The organism is Parapedobacter soli (genome assembly GCF_025460835.1).
GTDB lineage: Bacteria > Bacteroidota > Bacteroidia > Sphingobacteriales > Sphingobacteriaceae > Parapedobacter > Parapedobacter soli.
On record NZ_JAMXAY010000007.1, the window covers coordinates 39,672 to 64,816 of the forward strand.

A 25,145-nucleotide genomic window follows, 5' to 3' on the forward strand; every position below is an offset into this window, starting at 1 on the left:
TAACCATGGCAACGATTGATTCTGCATTAAGCGAATTTATGAAGTTGGATTTCAATACCCGAGAGATGCTGCTTGATATCATACAGAAACGGCAAGCAGAGGCTAGGCGTAAGGCGATCGCCCGCAACGCGAAGGCTGGCCAACGTGATTATCTCGCAGGCAACCTGAAAAGCGAATCGGCCTCAACATTGATTCAGCGCCTAGAACAATCGTAATTCCAATGGCAACCGAAAGGAAGCTGGTGGCTACCAAAGCCTTTGAAAAAGCATACAAGAAAGTGGAAGTCTTGCGGCCTATCTAGCATGCTCCTGTGGTTATGACTGTCGCATCGTATTTTCAACTGAGGAAGACATTGATGACCCCAAGGCAACGGTCGTACTACTTCAAGACATCGGAACACACGACGACGTATATTGACCAACAATCTCCAGAACAATGACCCACCTCCATTGTTAGGATGTTAACATTAACATAGGAGGCATCATGAAGAAAAAAAAGATCAGTGAACTACCCGACCAGCGCCACAATAACGAAATGGGCACCCCAACTTCTGATAAAGCATTCAAAGACACGCGTACCATGAAACGTCACCAAGGGCTTCCCAATGCCGGCGGTGTACGCACCGGGAAGACCAAAATAGATAACGGACAAAGCAACGACAGTTAATCCCTGGTAATAGCCGGTGGCATCAGTTTATACACCACCGGGGTAACCACGCGCGATAGCAACGTGGAGCTGATGAGTCCGCCGATCATCACGATGGCCAAGGGCGAAATCAACGGGTTGCTCGACCAGGCAATGGGCAGCAGTCCGCCGATAGCCGTGAGCGATGTAAGGATGATGGGCAGGAACCGCATTTCGCCAGCTTTTTCGATGGCATCGTTGAGCGGCATCCCTTCCTTACGCAGCTGATTCGTGAAATCGACCAACAAGATCGTGTTTTTCACCTCGATGCCCGCTAATGCCACCAAGCCAACCGTAGCCACGAAAGACAGGGTGTTGCCGGTAACCAAAAGTGCCAATACGGCCCCCACGATACCCAATGGGATTACGGACAGGACAATCAATGTGCTTTTGAGTGTCTTGAATTCCAGCACGAGCACAGCAACAAACATGAACGCCGTGATAAGGATTACCGTACCGAACCCGCCGAACGATTGCTCGCGGCTTTCCACCTCTCCACCCATTTCATAGCGGTACCCTACCGGCAGCACCTCCCGGTCCATCTGGCTGATCACATCCCGAATCACCCTGTCATTGGCGTAGCCCGCAGCTACGAAGCTATTTACCGAAACCGTACGTTGCCGATTGATATGGTATATCGCCGGCGGCGAAGGCACCAGCTCCAACGTAGCCAGCTGGCTGAATGGGATCCCTTTCCCCTGTACATTGTCTACATAGATATGGTCAAATACCGATAGGTCGGGATAAGCATTCCGGGGCACACTAAGGCGCACGAGGTAATCGTCGTCGTCCGACTGAGGGTCGGTATAGCTCGTCACGTCCAACCCTGCCAAGACCATGCGCACTGTCCGGTCGATATTTGAACTTGGCACCCCCAATGCCAGTGCCTTGTCCCGGTGCACGTTCACCTGGATATCTGTTTTGTCGTTACTTACCGGATTGTTTACGTACAGCGCACCCGGGGTTTGCTCCAGCAGGGTTTCCACACGGCCGGCCAGTTGCTTCAGGGTATCGAGGTTGTCACCGAAGAGCCGCACCTCCACCGGTGAAATCACCGGAACCCCCTGTTCAAAATTTTTCACCTGTACCTTGGCACCCAGATAGGGTGTCCAGCGCTGGCGGAGCCTTTCAATGAGTGCTTCCTTCTCTTTCGACGACGTTTCGGGCTGCAACTGTACGAATATTTCAGCGAAATCAGCCCGTTCGTTGGCCTGCTCCACATTATAGTAAACCCGCGGGTTACCCTTCCCTACATTGGAGGCAAAATACTGCACTTCAGGCAGTTCGGCCAGTTCGGCTTCGATATGCCGGGTAATGTTATCCGTGGCGAAAATATTCGACTGCAAGGGTGCTTCAATGCGGATAAGAAACTGTGGCTTTTCAGAAGCGGGGAACAGGCTGAACCCGACGACCGGAATCAACGCCAACGCACCTCCAAAAATCACCACGGCAATCACTACCGTTTGCCAGGGCCGCTTCAATGCCCTGTCTAGCAGCACCGCATACGTGCTATGGATGGCCCGCTGGAGCCATCGCAATACCGCGTTACCTTCGGGATGCTCGTGCGGTTTCAGCAACCGGCTAGCCAGCAGCGGCACTACCAACAGTGCCACCAGCATGGAAGCGATAACCGAGCCGATGACAGCCATGGGCAAGCTACGGATGAAGTCACCTGCCATCTCGGGCATAAACATAAGCGGCATAAATGCGATGACTAACGTTGCGGTACAGCCCACAACGGCAAGCGCAATCTGATTGGTCCCCTTGATGGCGGCCTCGATAGACGACACCCCTTCCCGCATCCACCGCTCAACGTTCTCCACCACCACGATACTGTCGTCTACCACCAACCCCAGCGCTACCACGAAGCCGACGATGCTCAGCTGGTTCAATGAGTAGCCGAACATATTGAGCACAATAATACCCATCGCCAGCGATAGCGGTACGGCAATCATCACCACCAGCGATGCCCGCGTACCCAAAGGCAATAGCGTAATCAGCACCAGCGTAACCGCGATAAGGAAATCAACCCCCAGGCCACCAAGCCGCTTGTTGACATTCTCGCCTTGGTCGAAGTGCAGCACCATGTCGACATTTTCCGGCAGCCGTTGCTCGAACTGATCGAGCACCCTGAGGTAGTCTTCTTGTGTTTTACTGATGTTTTCACCGGCCTTCTGCGCTGCGTTGACAAATACGGCACGGTAGCCATTGAGGCGGGTGATATGTGTCTCGGGTGCGAAATCAGCGTAGACGTCGGCAATGTTTTCCAGCAGGATGTTCTTACCTTCCGCGCTGGAAACAATGGTGCGCTTAATATGGTCAATGCTTTGATAGTTGCCGCTGGTCTTGATGCTGAATACTTTCCCTCCGGCCAATACGCTACCTCCCGGGATATTGGCGCCTTCGCTTTGGATAGCCTGCATCACCTGGTTCAGCGGTATGCCCAATTGGGCCAACTTAGCGGGTTCGACATCCACACGGATTAACTGGTCGCTGAGCCCGCTGACGGTCACATCCTTGAGCGCCCTCACATTTTCCAGCTCCTCTTTCAGGTCGTCTGAAATTCCTTTCATTTGCTTACGTGAAGCATTTTCAGATATCAGCGCCACCTGCAGCACATTTACACCCGTGGGGTCTATCTTCTGAACATCGATACTGTATAGCTGTTCCGGCAGTTGCGACCTGAGGGCACTCACCTCCCGAATCAGCTCCTGGTACTTATTGTCATAGTCGACGCCATGTTCGTACTCAACAAACAGCACGGCCAAACCATTGACCACAGTGGTTCTGATGCGTTTAATGTTGTCGAGGTCATAAAGGCGGCTCTCGAGAGGCTTGACCACCAATTGTTCCATATCCTTGGGGTTGGTGCCGGGATAAATGACCACCACCGGGAAGTTGGGCGGCTGCATCTCGGGATCTTCCGCCCTGGGCATTGTAAAAATGCTACTGATACCGATGGCGATAACCATCAGGACGACGATGAATGTGAACTGGTAGTTTTTTATCGGATATTTGATGAGATTCATGGCGCTTTATTTTATGCTGATTGCAGAACCGTCGCGCAGGTATGGGCCACCGGATACGATGAGCGATCCGCCGCCTTCAAGTCCGGCAGTTACCACGGCATGATCTTGCCGGAGGTCCGAAACTTCCACCGCTACGCGATGTACAGTCTTACCATCGGCCGTTACGAACACATAGGCCTTGCCGCCGTCGCCATCCATCAGGGCTCCGTAAGGAATAAGCCAAACATCAGACGTTTGGTCCAGCTGGATGGCCGCCCGGCCAAAGAGGCCGGAAGCCAATGCTACCGGAGGTGTCCTCTTCAACTTAAGGTACACGTTAAACACACCCGATTGGGGATCTATCCCTTCCGACTTTCTAGCCACTTCGGCTTGGAGCGACCGCCCCGGCAGCGCATCGGTGGTAACCGTTGCTGCATTGCCGATTTGGATGGCCGACCACTGCTGGTCGCTCACGCCGACCTTAAGCAGCCATCCTCCTTTGGCATGGCTCGCCACCGCCAGCACGGGCGTACCCGGCCCTACCACCTGCCCCGGGTTGGCCGGCCGCTGCAGCACATATCCATCGAATGGAGCACAGATTGCGGTATGTCCAAGATTGTAATCTGCGCGTTCAACATCCCGCTTCGCCGCATCGAATGCGGTTTTCGCATTCTCCATCTGTTCGAGCGTCGCCACACTATCGGCATACAACTGCCGTGCACGGCGGTAATCGCGCTCGGCTTTCTCTAACCCCAGCCGGGCCTGCTCCACGGCGGTATTGATTTCGGTCGACTCCACAGCGGCCAGCAATTGGCCTTTACGGAAAGACTCCCCTTCCTTAACCCGTATCTGTTGGACGATACCGCCCCCCCGGAATGCCAATATGGTTTCATCGTCGGTAGTGAATGTGCCCGTTGCCATCACTGTGCCGGCGGTATCTTTGGTAGCCAATGGCAGCACCTTAACGGGGATAACCGCATCACCGCTAGGTAATTCCGTGTCTTTGCTTTCCGTATTGCATGCCCCCGCCGCTACCACTAAGGCGAAGCCGATCGAAAAAAAGCTGTATGTTTTCATAAACGTTAGTTAATGTTTGCAGTGAGTGGATAGCTAGCTTGTTCGCGCTCAACCTTTGCCGCAGCCGAAAGTACCTGGTACGTGCTGACAGATAGTGCTAAGCGCGCAGACGTATATTGGTTGCGCGCGTCTACCGTTTCGATATAACTATTCACGCCAGCCTGGTAGCCTTTCGTGATGAGTCGTTGGTAAGCTGCGGCGGCCACCAGCTGTCTTTTTGCTGCCCCGTAATGCTGCCAAGCCGACCGCAATCCACTATGGGCTATGGCCGAAGACAGCTGCAACTGCCGGCTGGCATCCGCCAGCTGCAACTGGGCATCGCGGAGGTCCAGCTGTGATTGCCGGACCTGGTACTTATTGCGGTTGCCGTTGAATATAGGAAACGTCAGTTGCAACCCCGCCATGTAATACCGGGTCTGGCCATTAAATCGGAACCCTTCAGACTGCGAACCCAGGTCGAGGAATGCGTTCAGGGTTGGCACTGCATACTGCTTGTCCATTTTCAAGGCCGTTTTCCTGATGTTTACAGCAGTGGTCAGCGCTTCAAGTTCTTCACGCTTTCCCACCGCAGGATTGCCACCGTTTAGCAGTCCGACTACTTCCAGCAGTGAGTTTTCGGGATTAAATGCCGTATCGATAGCTGCTTCCGCTTCCCGGTTCAGCAGGCTGTTGAAATAAAACTTTGCATTATCCGCCTGCTGCTCTGCGGCGGTGAGGGTGGCCTGCGCCGCGGCAACCTCGCCATCGGAGCGCAGCACGTAGGCCGGCAGGCCTTTGCCACTCTCTACCAGCCGTTCGTTCGTACGCTTGCCCTCCTCCGCCAGTTCCAGTGCCGACCGGTAAACCACCACCGACTGTACCGCACTCAAATAACCGAAGTAGGCCACCTTGATTTCCTTCACCAGCTCGCGTTTATACGCCTCCACGTCCAATTCACTTAACTGCACCTGATACTCGCGGATGCGCTTATTGTGGCCGATATCCGTATTGATCAGCGGCAGGGTCGTGCGGATGTGGGCATCGTAATAATTGCGGGGCAGGAAGTTGATGGTTTCATTTTCGATGGCGGGGAACTGACTCGACTCGGTCAGCTGGTTCAACGTAGCATAAACCGGATTGAGCAGGTCGCCTATCGGCAGCGGGATATTCCGCCCACCGTCGGCCGTCTGGTAGCCCGCTTCCAGGTTTACCGATGGTAAATATAGGCTCTTTGCCGACTTTAATGCCATAACGGCCTTTTCGAACGATACATGGCGTTGCTGTAGCAGCAAATTACTCTGCAATCCGCTATCGATGTAAGCCTGCAAGGATTCCTGGGCCAATGCGTTCAATGAAGCCGCTAGCAAGACTAAAATTGATACTGTTCTCATTATTAACAGTGTTAATCTAATACGCAAAAAATCATTTCATCCGTTCCAGTAATTGCAAATATGTTTGGAAAACATTCTCCAGCAGGGTGTCTTGTTTAGCAATCGCCACTTGGCTGCACTTTTCTGCGATATGCTTAAAGTGACTGGTAATATGCAGCGAACACAGGCCGTGGACCACACTCCAGGAAAGCATCGCCATTTCCTCGGCATTCATATCTCCAAAATAACCCCTGGCTTTACACCCCTCTACCGTCTGTATCAACCCATCGAATACCCGCTCGCCTTCCGGCCATTCCTCTTCCGGATGGTGGGCTTGCAAATACTGCATAGGCTCTTTCATGATGAACATCAACTCATAGAAGTCAGGGTGATCCACAGCAAATTGAATGTACCCGCGCCCCATAGCTTTGAGCCGTTCAAACGGATCATCCACATATTCCAACGTCGAGAAACGCTCGCGCAACAACCCAAATCCTTCTTGATGCAATGCGTAGGCTATATCGGTCTTATCTTTGTAATATAAGTAAATGGTAGTCGGACTGAATTCGATCTCCGCAGCGATTTTGCGGATCGAGGTGGCCTCATACCCCTTGGTTATAAACAACTTCTTTGCGGCTTCCAGGATCCTTGCTTTGAGGTCCTCCTTATGCCGCCCTTTCCTTTCTTTGATTCCCATTGTCTTTGATTACCACGCAAAGGTACTTAACACTGTTAATCAATCAAAGATATATTTATATTTTTTCACTAATGGAGCACAGCGTCCACCTATTGGAGACCACCCGAACGTATGAAACGAAGTGCTTTTTCCGTCTATTGAACGGAACTGAACAACAAAAAAAGAATATCATTCTACATACTGGTATGTAATTTGAACATCATTCTAATATTTATTATATTTGCAGAATAATGAACACAATCGAATACAATCTGGATCAGACCGACTACGCTATCCTGCGATTGCTGCAGGAAAATGCCCGCATCAGCAATGCGGATATCGCCCGGGAGGTCGGGATGGCTCCATCTGCAATCCTCGAGCGCATCAAGAAGCTCGAACAAAAGGGGGTGATTTTACAGTACCGCGCCAAAATCAATCCGGCAGCGCTGGACCAGACGTTGCTTTCTTTCATTTTCATCCGTGCGGCTGATGGAATTGGGTGTGCTGCAACCGGAAAGGCATTGGCAGCGATCCCCGAAGTGCAGGAGGTACATGACATCGCCGGCGACGACGGCTACCTCGTAAAGGTCCGCACTGCCGATTCGGCTGGCTTGGTAGCACTCATGCGCGATTCGTTTGCTAAAATACCGAGCATCATTTCAACCCGCACAACCATTGTATTGGAAACGGTTAAAGAAGAACAGCAGTTGGTAATCCCTGAAGGGTAATTGATGGTGGGTCGCTTATAGTGGATAATTAATAGTTGAGAAAGGACATGGCAATAGGAGTTAAAAAGGACAGGCAATTCCAGGCGAAAGTTATCGTGGCATTCGCCATGATTTACGTCGTATGGGGATCTACGTTCTTTTTTATCCATAAAGCATTGGCTGGTTTCCAACCGTTCCTTCTTGGAGCCATCCGGTTCAGCACAGCGGGACTATTGCTGTTGGGCTGGTGCTATTTTAGAGGATACCGGATACTCCATAAACCGACGATCTTACGTGCGGCACTGATGGGGCTGCTGCTACTCTATATAGACAATGGCATCATCATCTGGGTCGAACAATTCATGCCAAGCGGACTCGTCGCCATCATGTCGGCTTCCGCAGCCATCTGGTTCATTGTACTCGACAAACCCAACTGGAAAACTAATTTCCATAACCTCCCCACGGTAATCGGCCTGTTCATGGGTTTTTTCGGTGTGGTCATGCTGTTCGGCGACCGCATTGCACAGGCTTTTGATGCCTCCGAGCGGCAGGCCAACATACTGGGCATGTTATTGCTATTGCTTGGAGCATTATCGTGGACCATAGGCTCACTGTATTCCAAATACTACGGAAATTCAAAAGGGAGAGAGAAGCACAACAGCATGGTCAGCACAGCCTGGCAAATGCTCATTGCTGGGATAGCATTCACCCTTACTGCCGCCGTCCGTGGCGAAATAGCCGGCTTCCAAGCGGAAAACGTCCCCGCCTCCGCTTGGTGGGCCATCATCTACTTAATCTTCATGGGTTCCATCGTTTCCTATAGTTCCTATATCTGGCTGCTTCAGGTCCGCCCGGCTACGGAAGTAAGCACCCATACCTATGTAAATCCCATTGTCGCCGTATTGCTGGGCGCCTGGTTTGCACATGAAACGGTGACCGACTCTCAGATTGTGGCCCTGACTGTTATCCTTGGAAGCGTGCTGCTGATCAACTGGAATGCGTATAACCTCTCTTCCCTGTTCAACAGGCGCAAGAAGCGGTTTGCCCGGCTCCGTGAAAAAGCACGTACCCGCTCGAAAATCCGTGCTTCCATCCCCACCCCGTCTGACGGCAGAGCAATGGACAAGGCAAAAGGTAAGCTTTAATGATTAATTTTAACACCAGAATGCCTACCTTTACCTCGTCCGTTGCTGCAATGCCAATGGTCCATTAACACGCATGAAGTATTACAAGATCCGGAGTTACCTCACCCTGTTAGCTGCAACCATCTGCCTTATTGGCGCCTCCTGCAGCAAGTATTTCGTACCACGCGGGCAAGCTGCTTACACCAGATTACAGATAGACAGCACCATCATTGCCGATTCGTCGTATGTAGCGTTCTACATGCCTTATAAGCAACAATTGGAAGCAGAGATGGACCGGGTGGTGGGCCGTGCAGCCATCGACCTCACCAAACCCAATGATACGCCCGAAACATTGCTAGGGAATTTCTTCGCCGACGCACTGTTGGCCGAGGCCCGGAAGCAGGATCCCGAAGCGGCTTTCTCGTTCGGCACGAAAGGGGGCCTCCGTATCGAACTGCAGCAGGGCCCCATTACCATCGGCAACCTGTTTGAACTCATGCCGTTTGAAAACGAAATCGTCATATTGGAGCTTACCGGCGAAAGCGTACAAGACCTAGCGCGGTTCATTGCCACCACAGGTGGGCAACCGGTGTCGAGCATCAGCATGGAAATAAGCGGCAGCAAGGCCACCAACATCCGAATCGGCGGGGAGCCGTTGGATCCAAACCGCACCTATAAATTGGTCACCTATGACTACCTAGCGAACGGGGGCGACAATTCACGTGGACTAGACAACCCGGTAAGCCGCATGAACCTCGGTATAAAAGTGCGCGAAGCATTGATTGATTATGTTCGCGAGCACGCACAAGCAGGCAAAGACATCAATACGCAACTCGATGGAAGAATCACTCATAATAAATAGGCGTAATTTCCTGAAGCAGGCCGGCGTATTTGCAGCTGTTTCTGCTATGGGGGGAATCCCTTCAATGGCGCTGGCCAATGACGAACACGTTTCCCTCACCATCTTGCACACCAACGATGTGCACAGCCGTATCGAGCCTTTCCCGATGGATGGCTCACACAATCAGGGTCTGGGTGGCGTAGCCCGCCGCGCAACGTTGGTAGAGCGGATACGCAGTGAACAACGCAACGTGCTGCTGCTCGATGCAGGCGACATGGTACAGGGCACACCTTATTTCAACCTCTTTGGCGGCAAGGTCGAACTGGAGCTGATGAGCAAAATGGGATACGATGCCGGAACGTTCGGCAACCATGAGTTTGACAATGGGCTGGAGGGCCTCGCTGCCATGCTTCCTTATGCCAACTTCCCTTTCCTGACCGCCAATTATGATTTCAGCGACACCATAATCAACGGACAGACACGCGACTACATCATTTTCAAAAAACAGGGCCTTCGTATCGGTGTTTTCGGGCTTGGCATCCGGTTGGCAGGACTGGTCGATCCCACGCGCTGCCGCGGCGTACGCTACCTCGACCCAATCATCGTGGCCAACGAAATTGCCGGCCGCCTCAAGAATGATCATAAATGCAGCTTGGTCATTTGCCTTTCACATCTGGGTTACCAATATAGAGACAACAAGGTGTCCGACCGTGTGCTGGCGGCCAACACCCGCTTCATCGACCTCATCATCGGCGGGCATACCCATACGTTTATGCCCGAGCCCGAACTGATCCGCAACCTCAATGGCCGCACAACCGTCATCAACCAGGTTGGGTTTGCAGGTATCAACCTCGGCCGGTTGGATTATGAGTTCGAGCGGAAATCAGGGAAGGCTTCGTTGGTGACCGCCGGCAGGTATGAAATCTCCGTTCGGGAACGTTCCTTAATCAAACATGGATAGCGCAGACCCGTGGTATCCGCGGTCTATTTCAGCAACGAGTTCTTTTCTTTGGCAAACAATTGGTATACTTTCTTATCTACCCATGCCGGCAATAGTTTATTCATCAGCACAGCCAGTTTGCCCTGACGGGTCATCACCAGTGTGCGTTTGCGCCCGATTACGCCCTGCACAATCCGGTCGGCGACTTCCTCCGCTGTCATCATCTTCCCTTCATCCATACTGGTTTCGCCGTGCGCCTCGCCCGCCGCGTCCAATGCAGTTGCCCGGATACCGGATGCTGTAAACCCCGGGCAAGCAAGCATCACATGCAGGCCGGTTTTCAGGTTCTCTACCCGCAATGACTCCATAAATCCGTGGATGGCGAATTTGGAGGCCGAATAACCCGTACGGCCCGGCAGTCCGCGATAGCCGGCAATCGACGACACGGCCACGACGGAGCCGTTACTGCGCAGCAACTCCCCTATTGCATATCTGGTGCAGTAAACCGTACCCCAGAAATTGACATCCATCAGCCGGTGCAATACCGCCAGGTCCAAATCGGCAAACAACGCCCGCATACTGATACCGGCATTGTTGACCAACACATCGATACCGCCAAAAGTAGCCACTGCCTGTTGTATGAGGCTTCTGCAATCTGCCTCATTGGCCACATCGCACTGTACCGCCACCGCACGGATTCCGTATTCTTTCTCAAGTGAGTGCGCCAGCGTACATAAATCAACATAGCGCCGTGCTGCCAGTACCAAATTAGCCCCGTGACGCGCAAATGCAGCAGCGCATGCCCAGCCTATACCGGACGACGCACCGGTGATGATGACCGTTTTGTTACGCAATGCTCCGTTCATAAGGTACCCGCGTAGCGATTGAGCGACCCAAAGTCACCTCATCGACGTATTCCAATTCACCGCCGAAGGAAATCCCCCTGGCAATGGTACTGATCTGCACACCGAAGTCTTTGAGTTTCTTGTACAGGTAAAAAATAGTGGTATCACCCTCCATCGTGGCACTCAGGGCTACGATAACCTCCCGCACCCCTCCTGCTTCCACCCGTTTCACCAGGCTGTCTATTTGTAAATCAGATGGCCCAACACCATCCATAGGCGAAATAAGTCCACCCAGCACATGGTACACGCCATGATACTGGTCGGTATTCTCAATAGCCATCACATCCCGGGTATCTTCCACCACGCATATCAGTGCGCCGTCTCTTTTATGCGAAGCACAGATTTCACAGACAGCTGTATCCGAAACATTGTGGCACGTTGTACAGTACCGGATTTCCCGCTTCAACCGATCGAGTGCCTCGGTGAACCGTGACACCTCGGCCTCGGGCTGGCTCAGGAGATGCAGCACCAGCCGCAAGGCTGTTTTCTGACCTACCCCCGGCAGACGGCCAAATTCTGCAACAGCTTGTTCCAGTAGTTTGGAAGAAAAATTCATAACGCAAAGGTACTTTTTTTCCCACACAACGGCCTTTACCTGAAAAATATTACATTAGCAGAAATCAAAAAAGCAGTTATGGCAAGAACACGGGAAGATAAAATAATGCGGGCTTTCGAGAACAAAACCTGGCAGGAAATCAAAGTGAAGGATTCGTGGCAGATTTTCAAGATCATGGCCGAGTTTGTGGACGGATTCGAGAAACTGGCCAAGATCGGCCCCTGTGTATCCATGTTTGGGTCGGCCCGGACGGCGCAGGACCATAAAAACTACAAGCTTGCCGAGGACATCGCCCGACTGCTTACCGAACGGGGTTATGGTGTCGTATCAGGCGGCGGACCGGGCATCATGGAGGCTGCCAATAAAGGTGCATACGAAGCTGGAGGAAAATCGGTCGGCATTAATATCGAACTGCCTTTCGAGCAATTCCACAATCCTTACATCGACCGCGACAAACTGCTCCAATTCAACTACTTTTTCGTGCGCAAAGTCATGTTCATGAAGTATTCCCAGGGGTTTATCGTTTTACCCGGCGGATTCGGCACCATGGACGAGCTTTTTGAAGCGATTACGTTGATTCAAACTGGAAAAATTGCCCGGTTTCCGATTGTACTCGTTGGCCAGGAATACTGGGGTGGACTTTTTGATTGGGTCAAAAAAAGAATGCTTGAAGAAGGCAACATCAGTCCGGAAGACCTCAATCTCTACCGGTTGGTGGACACCGCCGAAGAGGCTGCCGGCCATATCTTTCGGTTTTATGATAAGTATTTGCTTAAGCCGAATTTTTAAGTGAGGATTGCAATGATTTGATCGGAAGAATAACTACTCAGATATAATGCCCTTTTAACGAAAAGACATATACAATATTGCCCCGCACCTCATAAACATAACGATGTTCTCGGTTAATTCGTCTTGACCATTTGCCGGCATATTGGTACTTAAGGGGTTCTGGTTTACCAATGCCTGAGAACGGATCCTGTAAAATGGCCTGGGTTAAGTCGGCAATACGCTTTGTGATTTTTTCATTGCCGCTTTTCTTCCATTCCTCCCATTCCTTAAATGCACGTCGGGTGAATTCTATTTCCATAGCTCGTCCAGTGTCATTTTCACTGTACGGCCCGCCTTAATATCCTCTTCGCCCTCCTTCATTTTCGCAACAAAATCAGCGTTATAGGCTGTTTTGCTCTCCTCAAAATCAACCTTCAAAGCTTTCAGTATCGCCTTGATCGCCGTTAACTTTTCGCTAGTATCCGGATGTACGATTAAATATCCCATACCGCAAATTTACAAAATTCTGCAATGATTTTCTGCTCTGCCACGCCCACCTTAACATTTAATATCGTTAATACCATCGTTAACTATATTATTTACGGTAGCTTTATAGCCAGTGCTTTAAGGCACCCAGCTGCGGTTGGAATGTTTTATTGTTATCTGAAGTGCACCAATTGCGCACTGACCTGCTATTTTTTCAGTATAACCCACTATACACCAGACAATTATTCAGCATCACACAAAAGAGGTGAGACAAAATTTCCGATTATCCAATCAAATCCCCCGTGGTATTTGTTTTGCGTATATGTCTGAAACAAATAAGAAGATGAATTTCAACAACTATACAATCAAAGCACAGGAAGCCATCCAAAAGGCTTCCGAGATTGCAGTGGGCAACCAGCAGCAATCCATCGAAACAGCACACCTGCTGAAAGCACTGCTCGTGGTGGATGAAAACGTGGTAAGCCATCTGCTCAAAAAGCTGAACGTAAACGTTAAGCATGTGGATGAAGAGCTCGACAAGCAAATCGCCACGTTTCCGAAAGTGAGCGGCAGTAACATCTACCTGTCGTCCGGAGCGAACGCAGCGTTACAGAAAGCCCAATCGTACCTGAAGGAATTCAAGGATGAGTTCGTATCCATTGAGCACATCCTGCTGGGTATCCTCAATGTGGGTGATAAAACTGCGTCGCTGCTGAAAGATCAAGGTGTGACCGAAAAAGACTTGAAAAAAGCCATCAGCGAGCTCCGCGGAAACTCGCGGGTAACCGACCAGAACGCCGAGGCGACCTATAACGCGCTCAACAAATATGCGCGCAACCTCAACGAGTTCGCCGAATCTGGTAAGCTGGACCCCGTCATCGGCCGCGACGACGAAATCCGGCGGGTCATCCAGATCCTCTCGCGCCGCACGAAAAACAATCCGATACTCGTAGGGGAACCCGGCGTTGGTAAAACAGCCATTGCCGAGGGTATTGCCCACCGTATCATCAAAGGGGATGTCCCCGAGAACCTGAAGACAAAAACAGTCTTCTCGCTCGACATGGGTGCGCTGATTGCAGGAGCCAAATACAAAGGCGAATTTGAGGAACGGCTGAAGGCAGTCGTGAAGGAAGTGACACAAAGCGATGGCGAAATCATCCTATTTATCGACGAGATACACACGCTTGTAGGTGCGGGCGGTGGCGAAGGGGCCATGGACGCGGCCAATATCCTCAAGCCGGCACTGTCGCGCGGCGAACTGCGCGCAATTGGTGCCACGACACTCAACGAATACCAGAAATACTTCGAGAAAGACAAAGCATTGGAACGCCGCTTCCAGAAAGTAATGGTCGAAGAGCCGGATACACAGGATGCTATTTCCATCCTCCGCGGGCTGAAGGAACGCTATGAAACCCACCATAAGGTGCGCATACTCGATGAAGCCATCATTGCAGCGGTGGAACTATCGCAGCGATACATCGCCGATCGGTTTCTGCCAGACAAGGCCATCGACCTTATGGATGAGGCCGCTTCGAAACTCCGGCTGGAAATGGACTCCGTCCCTGAAGCGGTGGACGAAATAGAACGTCGCATCATGCAGCTGGAAATCGAGCGGGAGGCAATCAAACGGGAGAAAGACACCAAAGAAGTGGAGGAGCTTAGCGAGGAAATCGCGAACCTCAGTGCGGAGCGCGATTCCCTACGTGCGGCATGGCAAAGCGAAAAAACACTGGTTGATAGTGTCAACCAAGAGATCGAAAAAATCGAAAATTACAAGCTCGAAGCAGATCAGGCCGAACGCGCCGGCGATTACGGCCGGGTTGCTGAAATACGTTACGGCCGCATCAAAGAGTCACAGGACAAAGTGGAAGCACTGAAAAAAGAGCTTGCCGAAAAACAGAGCGACACGCGGATGCTTAAAGAGGAAGTAACCGCCGAGGATATTGCCGGCGTGGTATCGCGCTGGACCGGAATACCGGTAGCCAAGATGGTACAAAGCGAACGTGACAAATTGCTACACCTTGAAGAAGAATTGCACAAGCGCATAGCCGGACAAAACGAGGCCATCGAAGCAGTTTCTGACGCCATCCGGCGGTCACGTGCCGGGCTGGGTGACAAACATCGCCCCATAGGGTCATTCATTTTCCTGGGTACCACAGGCGTCGGGAAAACCGAACTGGCGAAGGCGTTAGCCGAATTCCTTTTCAGCGATGAACACTCCATGGTGCGCATAGACATGAGTGAATACCAAGAGCGGCATGCGGTGTCACGCCTCATCGGCGCGCCCCCGGGTTATGTGGGTTACGACGAAGGAGGCCAGCTTACCGAGGCCATCCGGCGCAGGCCCTACGCCGTGATACTGCTAGACGAGATAGAGAAAGCGCACCCCGATGTGTTCAATATCCTGTTACAGGTATTGGACGACGGGCACCTTACAGACAACAAGGGGCGCGTGGTGAACTTCAAGAATACCATCATCATCATGACGTCCAATATCGGGTCGCACCTCATCCAAGAGAATTTCAGCAACCTGTCGGAAGAAAACCATGATGAGGTAATGGCCAGGACACAAAACGAGGTACTTGAGCTGCTTCAGAAATCCATGCGGCCGGAATTCCTGAACCGCATTGACGAAATCATCATGTTTACGCCGCTGAGCCGCGACGAGATCGGCGAAATCGTACACATGCAGTTCTCGAACCTGCAAAAGCAGTTGGCAGAGATGGGCATCCAGCTTTCGGCCAGCGAAGAAGCGCTCGATTGGCTGGCACAGCTGGGCTACGACCCCCAATATGGTGCCCGCCCGCTCAAGCGGGTGATACAAAAACATATCCTCAACGAGCTGTCCAAAGAGATTTTGGCAGGTAAAATCGATAAGGAAGCCAAAGTAAGGCTGGATATGTTTGACAATAAGTTCGTGTTCCTGAACGAGCAGTAGACCAACAATAATAAGTTAAAAACCGATAGGCTGTATGGAGTGGTTAGGTACCGCGACGTACAGCCTGTCTCGTTTTTGTACAATTTTTGATAACTTTACTGCAAAGTAAGGGAGTATCCATGCCTACCCGAGACATACAACCAACGAGGAGCGTAAGGCACAAAGTCATCTTTGTCTTTCTATCGTGCGCCGTTTCGTTGGTTTTGGCGTGGGTAATCAGCCGGGTCGCGTTTACCGAAATCATGGATACGGTGGAAAGCATCACCACACCCGACCCTAAATTGGAAATCGTGAGTGGAATCTCGCGCGATATCATGCGTCTCGACCAACTGCAACGGGCACAGGCCTTCGGTGGCCGTACTGCCTATAATAGCTTCTCAAAAGAATCGGCAGCGATCGTCAATTCACTCGACTCATTGAAAGGGTTGTATGAAGGCAGCGACGTTCAGCAATCGCGTATCGACTCGATAAAGACCCTACTCCGCCAGCGCGACAAACTTTTCACAGCCTATGTGAAAGTGCGCGAAAAAGTGGTAGACAGTAAGGAGTTTTCCGAGCAATTGCAATCGCTTAGCGACATCATCTATGAGCCCAATACGGAAAGCAAAGTCGTTACCACTGAACGCAAACGCCGAACCACGACAATAGCTGGCGACACGAGTGCGGTGACTATGCCCACCCCACCAGACGACCGCAGCTTTTTTTCACGCGTTTTCGGCAGAAAACGTGCCGAACAGCCACAGCAGGTAGTGGAAGAGCGGCGCATGGTGGAGGAGGAAATGGAAACCATCATAGACACCATCAGGGCTAGCCAGCCTGACAGCATATTGGCCCGGATAGACAGCGCTGTGCAGCGTTTCCAAACCCTCCAACAACAGCAACGGGAGCAATTCGTGGATCGCGAAATGGAACTGACGGTTGCCAGTAACGTACTTATCAGCAACATGCTCAGCATCCTGCATTCGGTAGAGAACGAGGCAATGCAACAGATGGAGGTTGATAACCTTCAGGCCAAAGCGGTGGTAAGTGAAAGCGTATGGCGCATCGGTGGCATCATCCTCGCATTTTTTTTCATCACGGCCATAATGGTATACTTGATATTAGCCGATATCAGGCGGAGCAACACCTACCGGATTGCGCTGGAAGCTGCCAAAGAAGAAGCAGAATACCACGCGGCCGCTAAGCAACGTTTCCTAGCCAATATGAGCCATGAGCTGCGTACGCCCCTGCAATCCATCATCGGTTATTCAGAACAGCTTAAACAAACAGATAGCGACAGCAATGCCAAAGTGGACGCCATCTATCAGTCGTCCGAACACCTCCTCCAAATTGTCAATGAAATATTGGATTACAGTCGCATCACGTCAGGTAAGATCACACTGAACGACAAACCGTTTGCGGTGGAAGGACTCGTAAGCAGCATCGTGGCCGCAATGAAAGCACAGGCACATGCCAAGGGGCTTGACCTCGTGTTAAATACGCGCATCCTCGGCTCAGGGCACCTCATCGGCGATGCATTCCGCATCAAGCAAATCCTTTTCAACTTACTGAGCAATGCCGTCAAGTTTACTGACCAAGGAAAAGTATCGCTCGATGTCAGCACGGTGGTCTACGACAAAAAAACCGAGCTGAATATCGTCGTAAAAGATACAGGGAAAGGCATACCGAAGGCTGACATCAGCCGCATTTTTGACGATTTCGAGCAATCTGAAAGTGCCAATTCAGGCACGCACTTCGGCAGTGGGTTGGGATTAAGCATCGTCAAAACCATCTGTGAGAGCATGGGTGGGCAGATCCATGTCGACAGCACCAAGGGGGTTGGCTCGGTATTCAAGGTAAATCTACCACTTAAGACCTACGAGAAGCCGCTGCCCGTTGCTGACGGCCAACAGCCGGACATCTCACATGCTCCCCTGGAGGGCAGTGTATGGATTATAGACGACGACCGTCTTATCCTGGCATTGTACCAAAGTATACTCGATAGATATGCCGTATCCTACCGGTGCTTCCACTCGCCAACAGCGGTACTGGATGCACCGTGGGACCCCGCGGTGAAGGCCATACTGATGGACATCCGGATGCCGGAGATGGACGGCACACAGCTGAGCCGTGCGCTGCGCCAGAAAATCGATTCGACGGAAGTGAATATTTACGCCTGTACCGCACAGGTGCTCCCCGAAGAGCAGGAGCATATCCTTGCCCAAGGGTTTGACGGGTTACTGCTCAAACCTTTCAAAGAGGCCGATTTGCTTCGGCTACTGGGCATTTCAGTGCCCGCCCGCGTGACGGCCAACAACCAGACAGAATTATCGGCAATCCGACACATGGCGCTGGATGACGAAGAACAGATACGCAATATCATAGACCATTACCTCAGGGATACAGCGTCAGACATAAAGGCATTGAAAAAACACTACAATAAGGCCGACTTAGCCGATGTGGAGCTGCTGCTGCATCGCCTCGCCGGCCGCACGGCCCAAGTGGGGGGCGAAAAAATCGCTTTCCACCTGCGGAAAATGGAAATCGACGTACGGAGTGGAGAGCTGCCGGAGAGGGCAGAATTGGAAAAAGGTATCAACATGCTGGAGAACTTCTCTCAGCAATTGCAGATACATACCCCTACGGCCGCAACTGCCACATAAACCCGATTGGCATTGCACAGCAGCCTTTTTTTATCTATTTTTACCGAAAAACTATGCCCCATACCCCACCCCCGCCCCAAGACACCCCTCCAAAAGCGTTCGATAGATTACTGACTGTGCTGCATACACTGCGTTCCGAATGCCCATGGGACAAGAAGCAAACCATGGAAACACTCCGCCACCTGAGCATCGAAGAAATGTATGAGCTTGGCGATGCCATATTGGACAACGACCTCGGAGAAGTAAAGAAAGAACTTGGCGACCTGATGATGCACTTGGTGTTCTACGCGCGGATCGCCGAAGAACAAGGTGCGTTTGACGTGGTAGACGTACTCAACGGTGTATGCGAAAAGCTGATTTCGCGCCATCCGCATATCTATGGCGATGTAGCCGTGGATAATGAAGATGACGTGAAGCGGAATTGGGAGCAGCTCAAGCTCAAAGAAGGCAACAAATCGGTACTGGCAGGTGTGCCCCGGTCGCTACCTGCGCTGGTAAAAGCCTACCGGATACAGGATAAGGTGCGCGGCGTTGGGTTTGACTGGGAGGAAAAACAACAGGTATGGCAGAAAGTAGAGGAAGAGCTGGAGGAGTTCAAACAAGAGTTTGATGTAACGTCCAATAAGACCCTCGATACGGAAAAAGCGGAAGCTGAATTCGGCGACCTACTGTTCTCCCTGGTCAACTATGCCCGCTTTGTAGGCATCAACCCCGAGAATGCGCTCGAACGGACCAACAAGAAGTTTATCAAGCGGTTCAACTACCTGGAGGCGCGCGCAAAGGAAACCGGCAAGAGCCTGAAAGAAATGACCCTCGCCGAGATGGACGTCTTTTGGGAAGAAGCCAAAGGCCTGTAGGCTACAACTCGCCGTGCTGGAATATGTTCTCGCCGGCACCCTGTTTTTTCAGCAACACAAAATGTGACCGAACTGCCTTGATTGCTGGGTAGCAGGTATAAGGTAAATTATACTCTTGGGCATACCGCCTTATGATGGGCGTAATATAAGGGTAATAGGTATGGGCCACATGGGGAAACAGGTGATGCGCCACATGGTGGGTAAATCCGCCGAAGAGGAAATTGGCAATCGCGCTGTCTGCACTGAAATCCTTGGTAACCATCATTTGGTGCTCCGCCCACGTGACATCCATCTTGCCATCAGGGGGTGGCAGTGGAAAAACAGCAGTTTCATCCACATGGGTGGATATCAACGCAATGACACCCAGCAAGCTCCCGAAGATGTGCATGCACAACCACCCCAAAACTACGATATACCACGGTTGATTGAGCACCATGATCGGAACAGCTATCAGGTAAAATAGATTGAATAGCTTAGCTGCGAACAACTTGTAATATTCCCGCTTGGGAATCTTCATGATACGCTTTATATAGTTATCCTTGGTACCGAAGAAATCCTTAAAATCACGTATAAACAGCCAGTTGAGTGTATACAGCGGATACAACATAAACATATAAATATGTTGGTAACGGTGCTGGTTCAGGTATTCGCTATCAGGGAATATGCGCACCAGGTCACTCTGCTTGATATCCGTATCCCAATGCTGGATATTCGGGTAAGGGTGGTGCAACGCATTGTGGCGCTTGGCCCACAACCAGCTGTTGCTTCCAAAAAGCTCCAATACATACATAAACCGCTGGTTGTGCTTGCGCTTTTTGAATACCGACCCGTGCGCTGCATCGTGGAACGCATTGATGAACAGCATGATCATCGAAAACCCCAACAAAATATAACATAGGAACAGTAAAGGGGTCGAGTTGCCGAACACTAAAATACTGGCATACAGTCCAAGATATAGAAAAAGCAAGAAGTACGTTTTCACCACGTTCCGGCGCTGTATGCGTTTATCGCCAAGTACTTTTTCCTGTACCTCTTTTTGCAGTTTCTTGAAGAAATCATCGGGCCCGGGTTTTTTATATGTTGGTTTCACCAATGTCTCCATACTTCACTTATAATTAAGATTCTGACACCCCAAAGGTAGTAATATTCGCCTAAAACCGCCACCATGAACGTCGGAATGATTTCCCACATTGACAAAACGATGACCGACCGGCGAAGTCCACGCATCTGATTTCACCAATAAATCCGTATTTTCGCACGCAATATGGAAACAGTAGTGAGCGGCATCCGCAGTACCGGGAAATTACATCTGGGAAATTATTATGGGGCAGTTACCAACTTCGTGCAGATGCAGCACGAACACAACTGCTATTTTTTTATTGCAGACCTGCACTCATTGACTACCCATCCCACACCGGCCGACCTCCATACCAACGTGCGGCAGGTAGCCGTGGAATACCTCGCGGCAGGTATTGACCCCGATGTCGCCACCATCTACGTCCAATCGGACGTACCGGAAGTAACGGAGCTGTACCTTTACCTCAACATGAACAGTTACCTGGGCGAGCTTGAGCGGGCCACCTCATTCAAGGACAAGGTACGGGCCAATCCCGACAACGTGAATGCGGGCCTCCTCACCTATCCCGTGCTGATGGCTGCCGATATCCTGCTGCACCACGCCACGAAAGTACCGGTAGGGAAAGACCAAGAGCAACACCTCGAAATGACGCGCACCTTTGCCAACCGTTTTAACCGGATGTATGAAACCGAATATTTCACCGAGCCTCATGCGTTTTCGTTCAATAAGCAACTCGTCAAGATACCGGGATTAGACGGCAAGGGCAAAATGGGCAAATCTGAAGGGGAAGCGAATGCCATTTTCCTGTCGGACACACCGGAAGCCATCCGTAAAAAGGTAATGCGGGCGGTAACCGATAGCGGGCCCACCGAACCCAACCAGCAGAAGCCTGAGGTAATCCAGAACCTGTTTACCCTGCTCGAAGCAGTCTCCACACCCGATACAGTAAAGCATTTCGATGATCTGTACAATTCTTGTCAGATCCGCTACGGCGACCTTAAAAAGCAACTGGCAGAAGATATGATTGCCGCCACGGCATCCGTCCGCACACGTATTGCTGAAATTTCAAATGATAACGACTATATTAGCAAAACAATTCGCCAAGGGAACGAAAAGGCCCGCGAAAGCGCACGGAAAACCTTGGCGGAAGTACGCGAAATTATCGGTTTCAAGAAATTCTAGTATTAGACAGTAGACAACAGACATTAGACTATTGACTTACGACTGAAAGCATGCACATAGCCATCGTAGGAAATATCGGCGCGGGCAAGACCACGCTCACCCAATTACTCGCCGCCCACCTCAACTGGACACCCCAGTTCGAGGCGGTAGATGACAATCCATACCTGGAGGATTTTTATAGCGACATGAAACGCTGGGCGTTTAACTTACAGATTTTTTTCCTCAACAGCCGCTTCCGGCACATCGTAAAGCTACAGCAGCAAGAAACGAACATTATCCAGGATCGCACCATTTACGAAGACGCTTATATCTTTGCCGAAAACCTGTACGACATGGGATTGATGAGTGCCCGTGATTTCGAAAACTATAGTAATATTTTCGAAAGTATCGTATCATACATCAAACCACCCGACCTATTGATTTACCTCAGGGCGTCCGTATCCACATTGGTAGAAAACATCCAGACCAGAGGCCGGGAGTATGAAGCCAACATCCGCCTGGATTACCTGTCTAAACTCAATGCGAAATACGAAAAGTGGATCAAGAATTATAAGGAAGGAAAGCTGCTTATCCTCGACAAGGATAAGCTAGACTTTGCCAATAATCCCGAAGACCTGGGCTTCGTAGTTCAAAAAATCGAGGCGGAGTTGTTCGGGCTATTCTAGCGCCCGGTCACTGCCCGATTATTGCCCGCTCAAAATATTCCGGAAATTGATGACGCTTTGCTTCACATCTCCGGCATTGTCATCCCAATTATGTTCATATTCGGCGGAGATATTACCTTTGAATCCCTGCCGTTTCAGCTCTGCAATGAGGCCCTCCACATTGCACACGCCGGTACCCCAGTGCACATCGTGTGTTTTCGGCGATTCGGCCTCCAGATCTTTGAAATGCAAACTCACCAAGTGTCCGTCGTATTGCTTCAGGCTTTCCACCGGGTCTAACCCCGAACGCACCCAATGGCCAACGTCAGCACAGGCTCCCACGTATTTGCTGTTGGCCGTGGCAATCGCATCCAGTACCACCTGGGGGCTCCAATAATGCGACGGCTGCGGGTGGTTGTGGATGCCCACCTTGATTTTATATTTGTTGGCCAGCTGGCCGATCAACGGCAAGAATTCCTCCTTGGGCTCAGAATTGATTACTTTAATACCCATCGCCTTCGCAAAATCAAACAGTTGCCGCCATTCCTCTTCATTGTTTCCGTTCACCACACCAAATGCGCAGAGTTTCACGCCCTTCTTTTTCAACGCCTTTAAAATAGCTTTACGCTTTGCAGGTTCCATCTTGTAGTCCATCACCCCCTCGAAGCCGCCGCCTAGCGTCTGGCCATTGTAGGCCTCTACAGAATTAAGCCCAGCACTGAGTGTTTTATCTACTGCCTCAAAAAAAGTGAACCGGTTGAACGTATATGTCTGTGCGGACAGATACCAGCCCAATTTCCGCTCCGGCTGTTGGGCATTAGCCAGCGTCGGGTACAAGCCCAGAGTTACCAAAGCCAGGAGAACGAGTTGTTTTAATTGCTTTCTCATATTGTTTAAATTTTTCTAAAAAATGCTACCGATGGGCCTCATAGTGGAAGGTACGGACAGATTGGCGAAGCTGATGGCGTACGCCATCAGGTAGCGGCTCTGCACGCTGCAATACGTCAATCGCTTCATCCAATTGAGCCGTTGTACGTATCCCCAGCGCAACGGTTGCCACTGCGGGGTGCCCCAATACATAGGCCAATGCCACATCAAGCGGTGTTAACCCCAATCTCTCGGCCACCTTAGCTACGGTTTTTGCAGCCCGTGCTACCTCCCCGTCGGTATACTGGAGATAGTTGGTTGCGGGTTTACCGATCAGCATTCCCTGGGCTACGGTACCCCGGCATATCACGCTGACGCCGTTTTCATGAAGCAGGTCCAGCGTTGCTTCTTCCGGCCGGTGGTCGAGCAAACTGTATTGCGTCATCACGCTGACAATATGGGCGCGTTTGATATATTCGCGGATTACGTTCGGCCGGATGGACGAAATCCCGTACCATCGGATTTTCCCCTGTTCTTTGATCCGCTCAAATGCTTCGATGATTTCATCGATCGGATCGTCTATCGTTCCGCCATGCAGTTGGTACAAGTCGATATAATCGGTTTTCAGCCGTTTAAGACTTTGGTCGATGTGCTTTAAAATATAAGCCTTGCTCGGATTCCAATCCCATCCACTCCCATCGGGACGCCACTGGTTACCCACTTTCGTGGCAATGATGACGTCTTTCCTCACAGGCTTGAGGGCTTCGCCTACATATAGCTCATTGAGCCCCTTATTATAAAGGTCTGCCGTATCAAAAAAATTGATGCCGGCATCAACTGCCCGGCGTAGCAAATCCGTATAAACGGCTGCGTTCTCCCCTAGCGACATGCAGCCGACGCTCACAGGAGTCACCCACAGATCCGATTTACCGAGCTGTTTCATTTGGCTTGGTCTGCCTCCAATACTGCAGGTGCATCGACGGCATGCTGCACCGACACCAGTTCCACATCAAAAATCAGGGGGCTATAGGGAGGGATATCTTGGCCGGCACCGCGCTCACCATACCCCAATTCGTACGGCACATAGATTCGGTAGTGCGACCCTTCCGGCATGAGCTGCAAACCTTCCTGCCAACCGGCTATCACCCTTCCTAAGGGAAATGTGGCCGGCTCACCCCGGTCATACGAACTATCAAAAACATGGCCACTGGCCAGTTGTCCTTTATAATGCACGGTTACTGTGTCCGCAAGCGTTGGTTTGCCACCGCTCCCATCTTTGATTACCTCGTACTGAAGGCCCGAAGCGGTGGTCGTGATTCCCGCCCGGGTTTTGTTATGCTCCATAAACGCATGGGCCTCATCGCGTAGGCGGCCATCCATCTTATCCCTCGCCGCTGTGATGGTCTGCATAATCAGCTCACGCTCTTGCGCTTCTGCCAATGGGCTCGCCTTACCCGCGAATATGTCGGCGATGGCTTGGGCAAGTATCTCGGCGTTGATGGTTTCCAGACCGGTACGTTTCAGATCGCGCGCCACCGATGCCCCAAAGGCATACGCCACCGAATCAGCATGGTTTGTTAGCATCGGCTTTCCGTCGTTACCCGCCTGCTGCGCGTTTACAGACCCGGTCGCCATCAACAGTCCACACAAGACAATTACACTCGAAAACTTCATATTGGAAATCGCTAATTAACAGCTACCAAACTTAGATAAACTCACACATATATGCAAGAAGCGTATTTATTAATTGAATTTATGGCACTACACCTTGCCGAATTTATTTTCAGTGAAATCCAATTCGGAAAAGCCACAGCCC

General features: G+C 51.1%; 24 protein-coding genes. 12 read left to right on the forward strand and 12 right to left on the reverse strand.

Annotated elements, in window-relative coordinates; translation table 11 throughout:
- Nucleotides 1–5: 5 nt before the first annotated feature.
- Nucleotides 6–215, forward strand: a complete 210-nt coding sequence (locus NGM62_RS04885) for a hypothetical protein (protein WP_262246250.1) — start codon at nt 6–8, stop codon at nt 213–215.
- Nucleotides 216–483: 268 nt separating this feature from the next.
- Entirely contained in the window at nt 484–666 is a 183-nt protein-coding gene (locus NGM62_RS04890; RefSeq protein ID WP_262246255.1) for a hypothetical protein, read from the forward strand.
- Here the strand turns inward: NGM62_RS04890 and NGM62_RS04895 are convergent.
- From NGM62_RS04895 to NGM62_RS04910, 4 genes are read right to left on the reverse strand one after another with little or no spacing between them, the layout of a single operon-like run.
- A complete protein-coding gene (locus NGM62_RS04895) occupies nt 663–3,713 on the reverse strand; it encodes an efflux RND transporter permease subunit (protein WP_262246258.1) in 3,051 nt (1,016 codons plus the stop codon). The two genes, NGM62_RS04890 and NGM62_RS04895, sit on opposite strands and share 4 nt — an antisense overlap.
- A 6-nt stretch (nt 3,714–3,719) precedes the next feature.
- Nucleotides 3,720–4,769, reverse strand: coding sequence for an efflux RND transporter periplasmic adaptor subunit (locus NGM62_RS04900; protein ID WP_262246261.1), 1,050 nt, complete (start codon nt 4,767–4,769; stop codon nt 3,720–3,722).
- A 5-nt stretch (nt 4,770–4,774) separates the two neighbouring features.
- Nucleotides 4,775–6,139 carry a TolC family protein gene (locus NGM62_RS04905; RefSeq protein WP_262246263.1) on the reverse strand — a complete coding sequence of 455 codons (1,365 nt, stop codon included), beginning with the start codon at nt 6,137–6,139 and terminating at the stop codon, nt 4,775–4,777.
- 31 nt (nt 6,140–6,170) lie between these two features.
- Complete coding sequence (locus tag NGM62_RS04910) at nt 6,171–6,815, reverse strand: TetR/AcrR family transcriptional regulator (RefSeq protein ID WP_262246265.1); 645 nt, start codon at nt 6,813–6,815, stop codon at nt 6,171–6,173.
- A gap of 230 nt (nt 6,816–7,045) precedes the next feature.
- On the opposite strand from NGM62_RS04910, the gene NGM62_RS04915 reads away from it, so the two are divergent.
- The 4 genes from NGM62_RS04915 to NGM62_RS04930 all read left to right on the forward strand — a co-directional run bounded on the left by NGM62_RS04915 (nt 7,046) and on the right by NGM62_RS04930 (nt 10,427).
- Nucleotides 7,046–7,522, forward strand: a complete 477-nt coding sequence (locus NGM62_RS04915) for an Lrp/AsnC family transcriptional regulator (protein WP_262246267.1) — start codon at nt 7,046–7,048, stop codon at nt 7,520–7,522.
- A gap of 47 nt (nt 7,523–7,569) precedes the next feature.
- On the forward strand, nt 7,570–8,646 hold the full coding sequence (locus tag NGM62_RS04920; RefSeq protein WP_262246268.1) for an EamA family transporter: 1,077 nt from the start codon (nt 7,570–7,572) through the stop codon (nt 8,644–8,646).
- Nucleotides 8,647–8,719: 73 nt separating this feature from the next.
- Nucleotides 8,720–9,487: a 5'-nucleotidase C-terminal domain-containing protein gene (locus NGM62_RS04925; protein WP_262246269.1), complete on the forward strand. Its 768-nt coding sequence runs from the start codon at nt 8,720–8,722 to the stop codon at nt 9,485–9,487.
- Nucleotides 9,462–10,427: a metallophosphoesterase gene (locus NGM62_RS04930; protein ID WP_262246271.1), complete on the forward strand. Its 966-nt coding sequence runs from the start codon at nt 9,462–9,464 to the stop codon at nt 10,425–10,427. Before NGM62_RS04925 ends, NGM62_RS04930 begins: the two co-directional genes overlap by 26 nt.
- Before the next feature lie 23 nt (nt 10,428–10,450).
- Here NGM62_RS04930 and NGM62_RS04935 read toward each other — a convergent pair whose 3' ends face one another.
- Both NGM62_RS04935 and recR read right to left on the reverse strand, forming a co-directional pair.
- Nucleotides 10,451–11,272: an SDR family oxidoreductase gene (locus tag NGM62_RS04935; RefSeq protein WP_262246273.1), complete on the reverse strand. Its 822-nt coding sequence runs from the start codon at nt 11,270–11,272 to the stop codon at nt 10,451–10,453.
- A complete protein-coding gene (gene recR / locus NGM62_RS04940; RefSeq protein WP_262246275.1) occupies nt 11,253–11,867 on the reverse strand; it encodes a recombination mediator RecR in 615 nt (204 codons plus the stop codon). Before recR ends, NGM62_RS04935 begins: the two co-directional genes overlap by 20 nt.
- Before the next feature lie 78 nt (nt 11,868–11,945).
- Here recR and NGM62_RS04945 point away from each other — a divergent pair, with 78 nt between their 5' ends.
- Entirely contained in the window at nt 11,946–12,656 is a 711-nt protein-coding gene (locus tag NGM62_RS04945) for an LOG family protein (RefSeq protein ID WP_262246277.1), read from the forward strand.
- 37 nt (nt 12,657–12,693) lie between these two features.
- Here the strand turns inward: NGM62_RS04945 and NGM62_RS04950 are convergent, their stop codons facing one another.
- Nucleotides 12,694–12,954 carry a Txe/YoeB family addiction module toxin gene (locus NGM62_RS04950; protein WP_262246279.1) on the reverse strand — a complete coding sequence of 87 codons (261 nt, stop codon included), beginning with the start codon at nt 12,952–12,954 and terminating at the stop codon, nt 12,694–12,696.
- Nucleotides 12,945–13,142 (reverse strand): DUF2683 family protein, encoded by a 198-nt coding sequence (locus NGM62_RS04955; protein WP_262246281.1) that lies wholly within the window; start codon nt 13,140–13,142, stop codon nt 12,945–12,947. Before NGM62_RS04955 ends, NGM62_RS04950 begins: the two co-directional genes overlap by 10 nt.
- Before the next feature lie 322 nt (nt 13,143–13,464).
- Here NGM62_RS04955 and clpB point away from each other — a divergent pair, with 322 nt between their 5' ends.
- The 3 genes from clpB to mazG all read left to right on the forward strand — a co-directional run bounded on the left by clpB (nt 13,465) and on the right by mazG (nt 19,558).
- On the forward strand, nt 13,465–16,059 hold the full coding sequence (gene clpB, locus NGM62_RS04960) for an ATP-dependent chaperone ClpB (RefSeq protein ID WP_262246379.1): 2,595 nt from the start codon (nt 13,465–13,467) through the stop codon (nt 16,057–16,059).
- A 119-nt stretch (nt 16,060–16,178) separates the two neighbouring features.
- Entirely contained in the window at nt 16,179–18,701 is a 2,523-nt protein-coding gene (locus NGM62_RS04965) for a hybrid sensor histidine kinase/response regulator (RefSeq protein ID WP_262246283.1), read from the forward strand.
- A gap of 53 nt (nt 18,702–18,754) precedes the next feature.
- Complete coding sequence (mazG, locus tag NGM62_RS04970) at nt 18,755–19,558, forward strand: nucleoside triphosphate pyrophosphohydrolase (RefSeq protein ID WP_262246285.1); 804 nt, start codon at nt 18,755–18,757, stop codon at nt 19,556–19,558.
- Between the two features lies 1 nt (nt 19,559).
- On the opposite strand, the gene NGM62_RS04975 is transcribed toward mazG, so the two are convergent.
- Complete coding sequence (locus NGM62_RS04975; RefSeq protein WP_262246287.1) at nt 19,560–20,660, reverse strand: fatty acid desaturase family protein; 1,101 nt, start codon at nt 20,658–20,660, stop codon at nt 19,560–19,562.
- A gap of 162 nt (nt 20,661–20,822) precedes the next feature.
- Between NGM62_RS04975 and trpS the strand changes: the two genes are divergently transcribed.
- Together trpS and NGM62_RS04985 are read left to right on the forward strand one after the other, a co-directional pair.
- A complete protein-coding gene (gene trpS / locus NGM62_RS04980; RefSeq protein WP_262246289.1) occupies nt 20,823–21,818 on the forward strand; it encodes a tryptophan--tRNA ligase in 996 nt (331 codons plus the stop codon).
- A gap of 50 nt (nt 21,819–21,868) precedes the next feature.
- Nucleotides 21,869–22,483: a deoxynucleoside kinase gene (locus NGM62_RS04985; protein ID WP_262246291.1), complete on the forward strand. Its 615-nt coding sequence runs from the start codon at nt 21,869–21,871 to the stop codon at nt 22,481–22,483.
- A gap of 18 nt (nt 22,484–22,501) precedes the next feature.
- On the opposite strand, the gene NGM62_RS04990 is transcribed toward NGM62_RS04985, so the two are convergent.
- Genes NGM62_RS04990 through NGM62_RS05000 form a run of 3 tightly spaced genes read right to left on the reverse strand, consistent with a single transcriptional unit; the run spans nt 22,502 to nt 25,003 of the window.
- On the reverse strand, nt 22,502–23,350 hold the full coding sequence (locus tag NGM62_RS04990) for a sugar phosphate isomerase/epimerase family protein (RefSeq protein ID WP_262246293.1): 849 nt from the start codon (nt 23,348–23,350) through the stop codon (nt 22,502–22,504).
- A gap of 25 nt (nt 23,351–23,375) precedes the next feature.
- Nucleotides 23,376–24,272, reverse strand: coding sequence for an aldo/keto reductase (locus NGM62_RS04995; protein ID WP_262246295.1), 897 nt, complete (start codon nt 24,270–24,272; stop codon nt 23,376–23,378).
- The gene (locus tag NGM62_RS05000) at nt 24,269–25,003 is read right to left on the reverse strand and encodes an FKBP-type peptidyl-prolyl cis-trans isomerase (protein ID WP_262246297.1); all 735 of its coding nucleotides are present in this window, start codon (nt 25,001–25,003) and stop codon (nt 24,269–24,271) included. Before NGM62_RS05000 ends, NGM62_RS04995 begins: the two co-directional genes overlap by 4 nt.
- Nucleotides 25,004–25,145 lie beyond the last annotated feature (142 nt).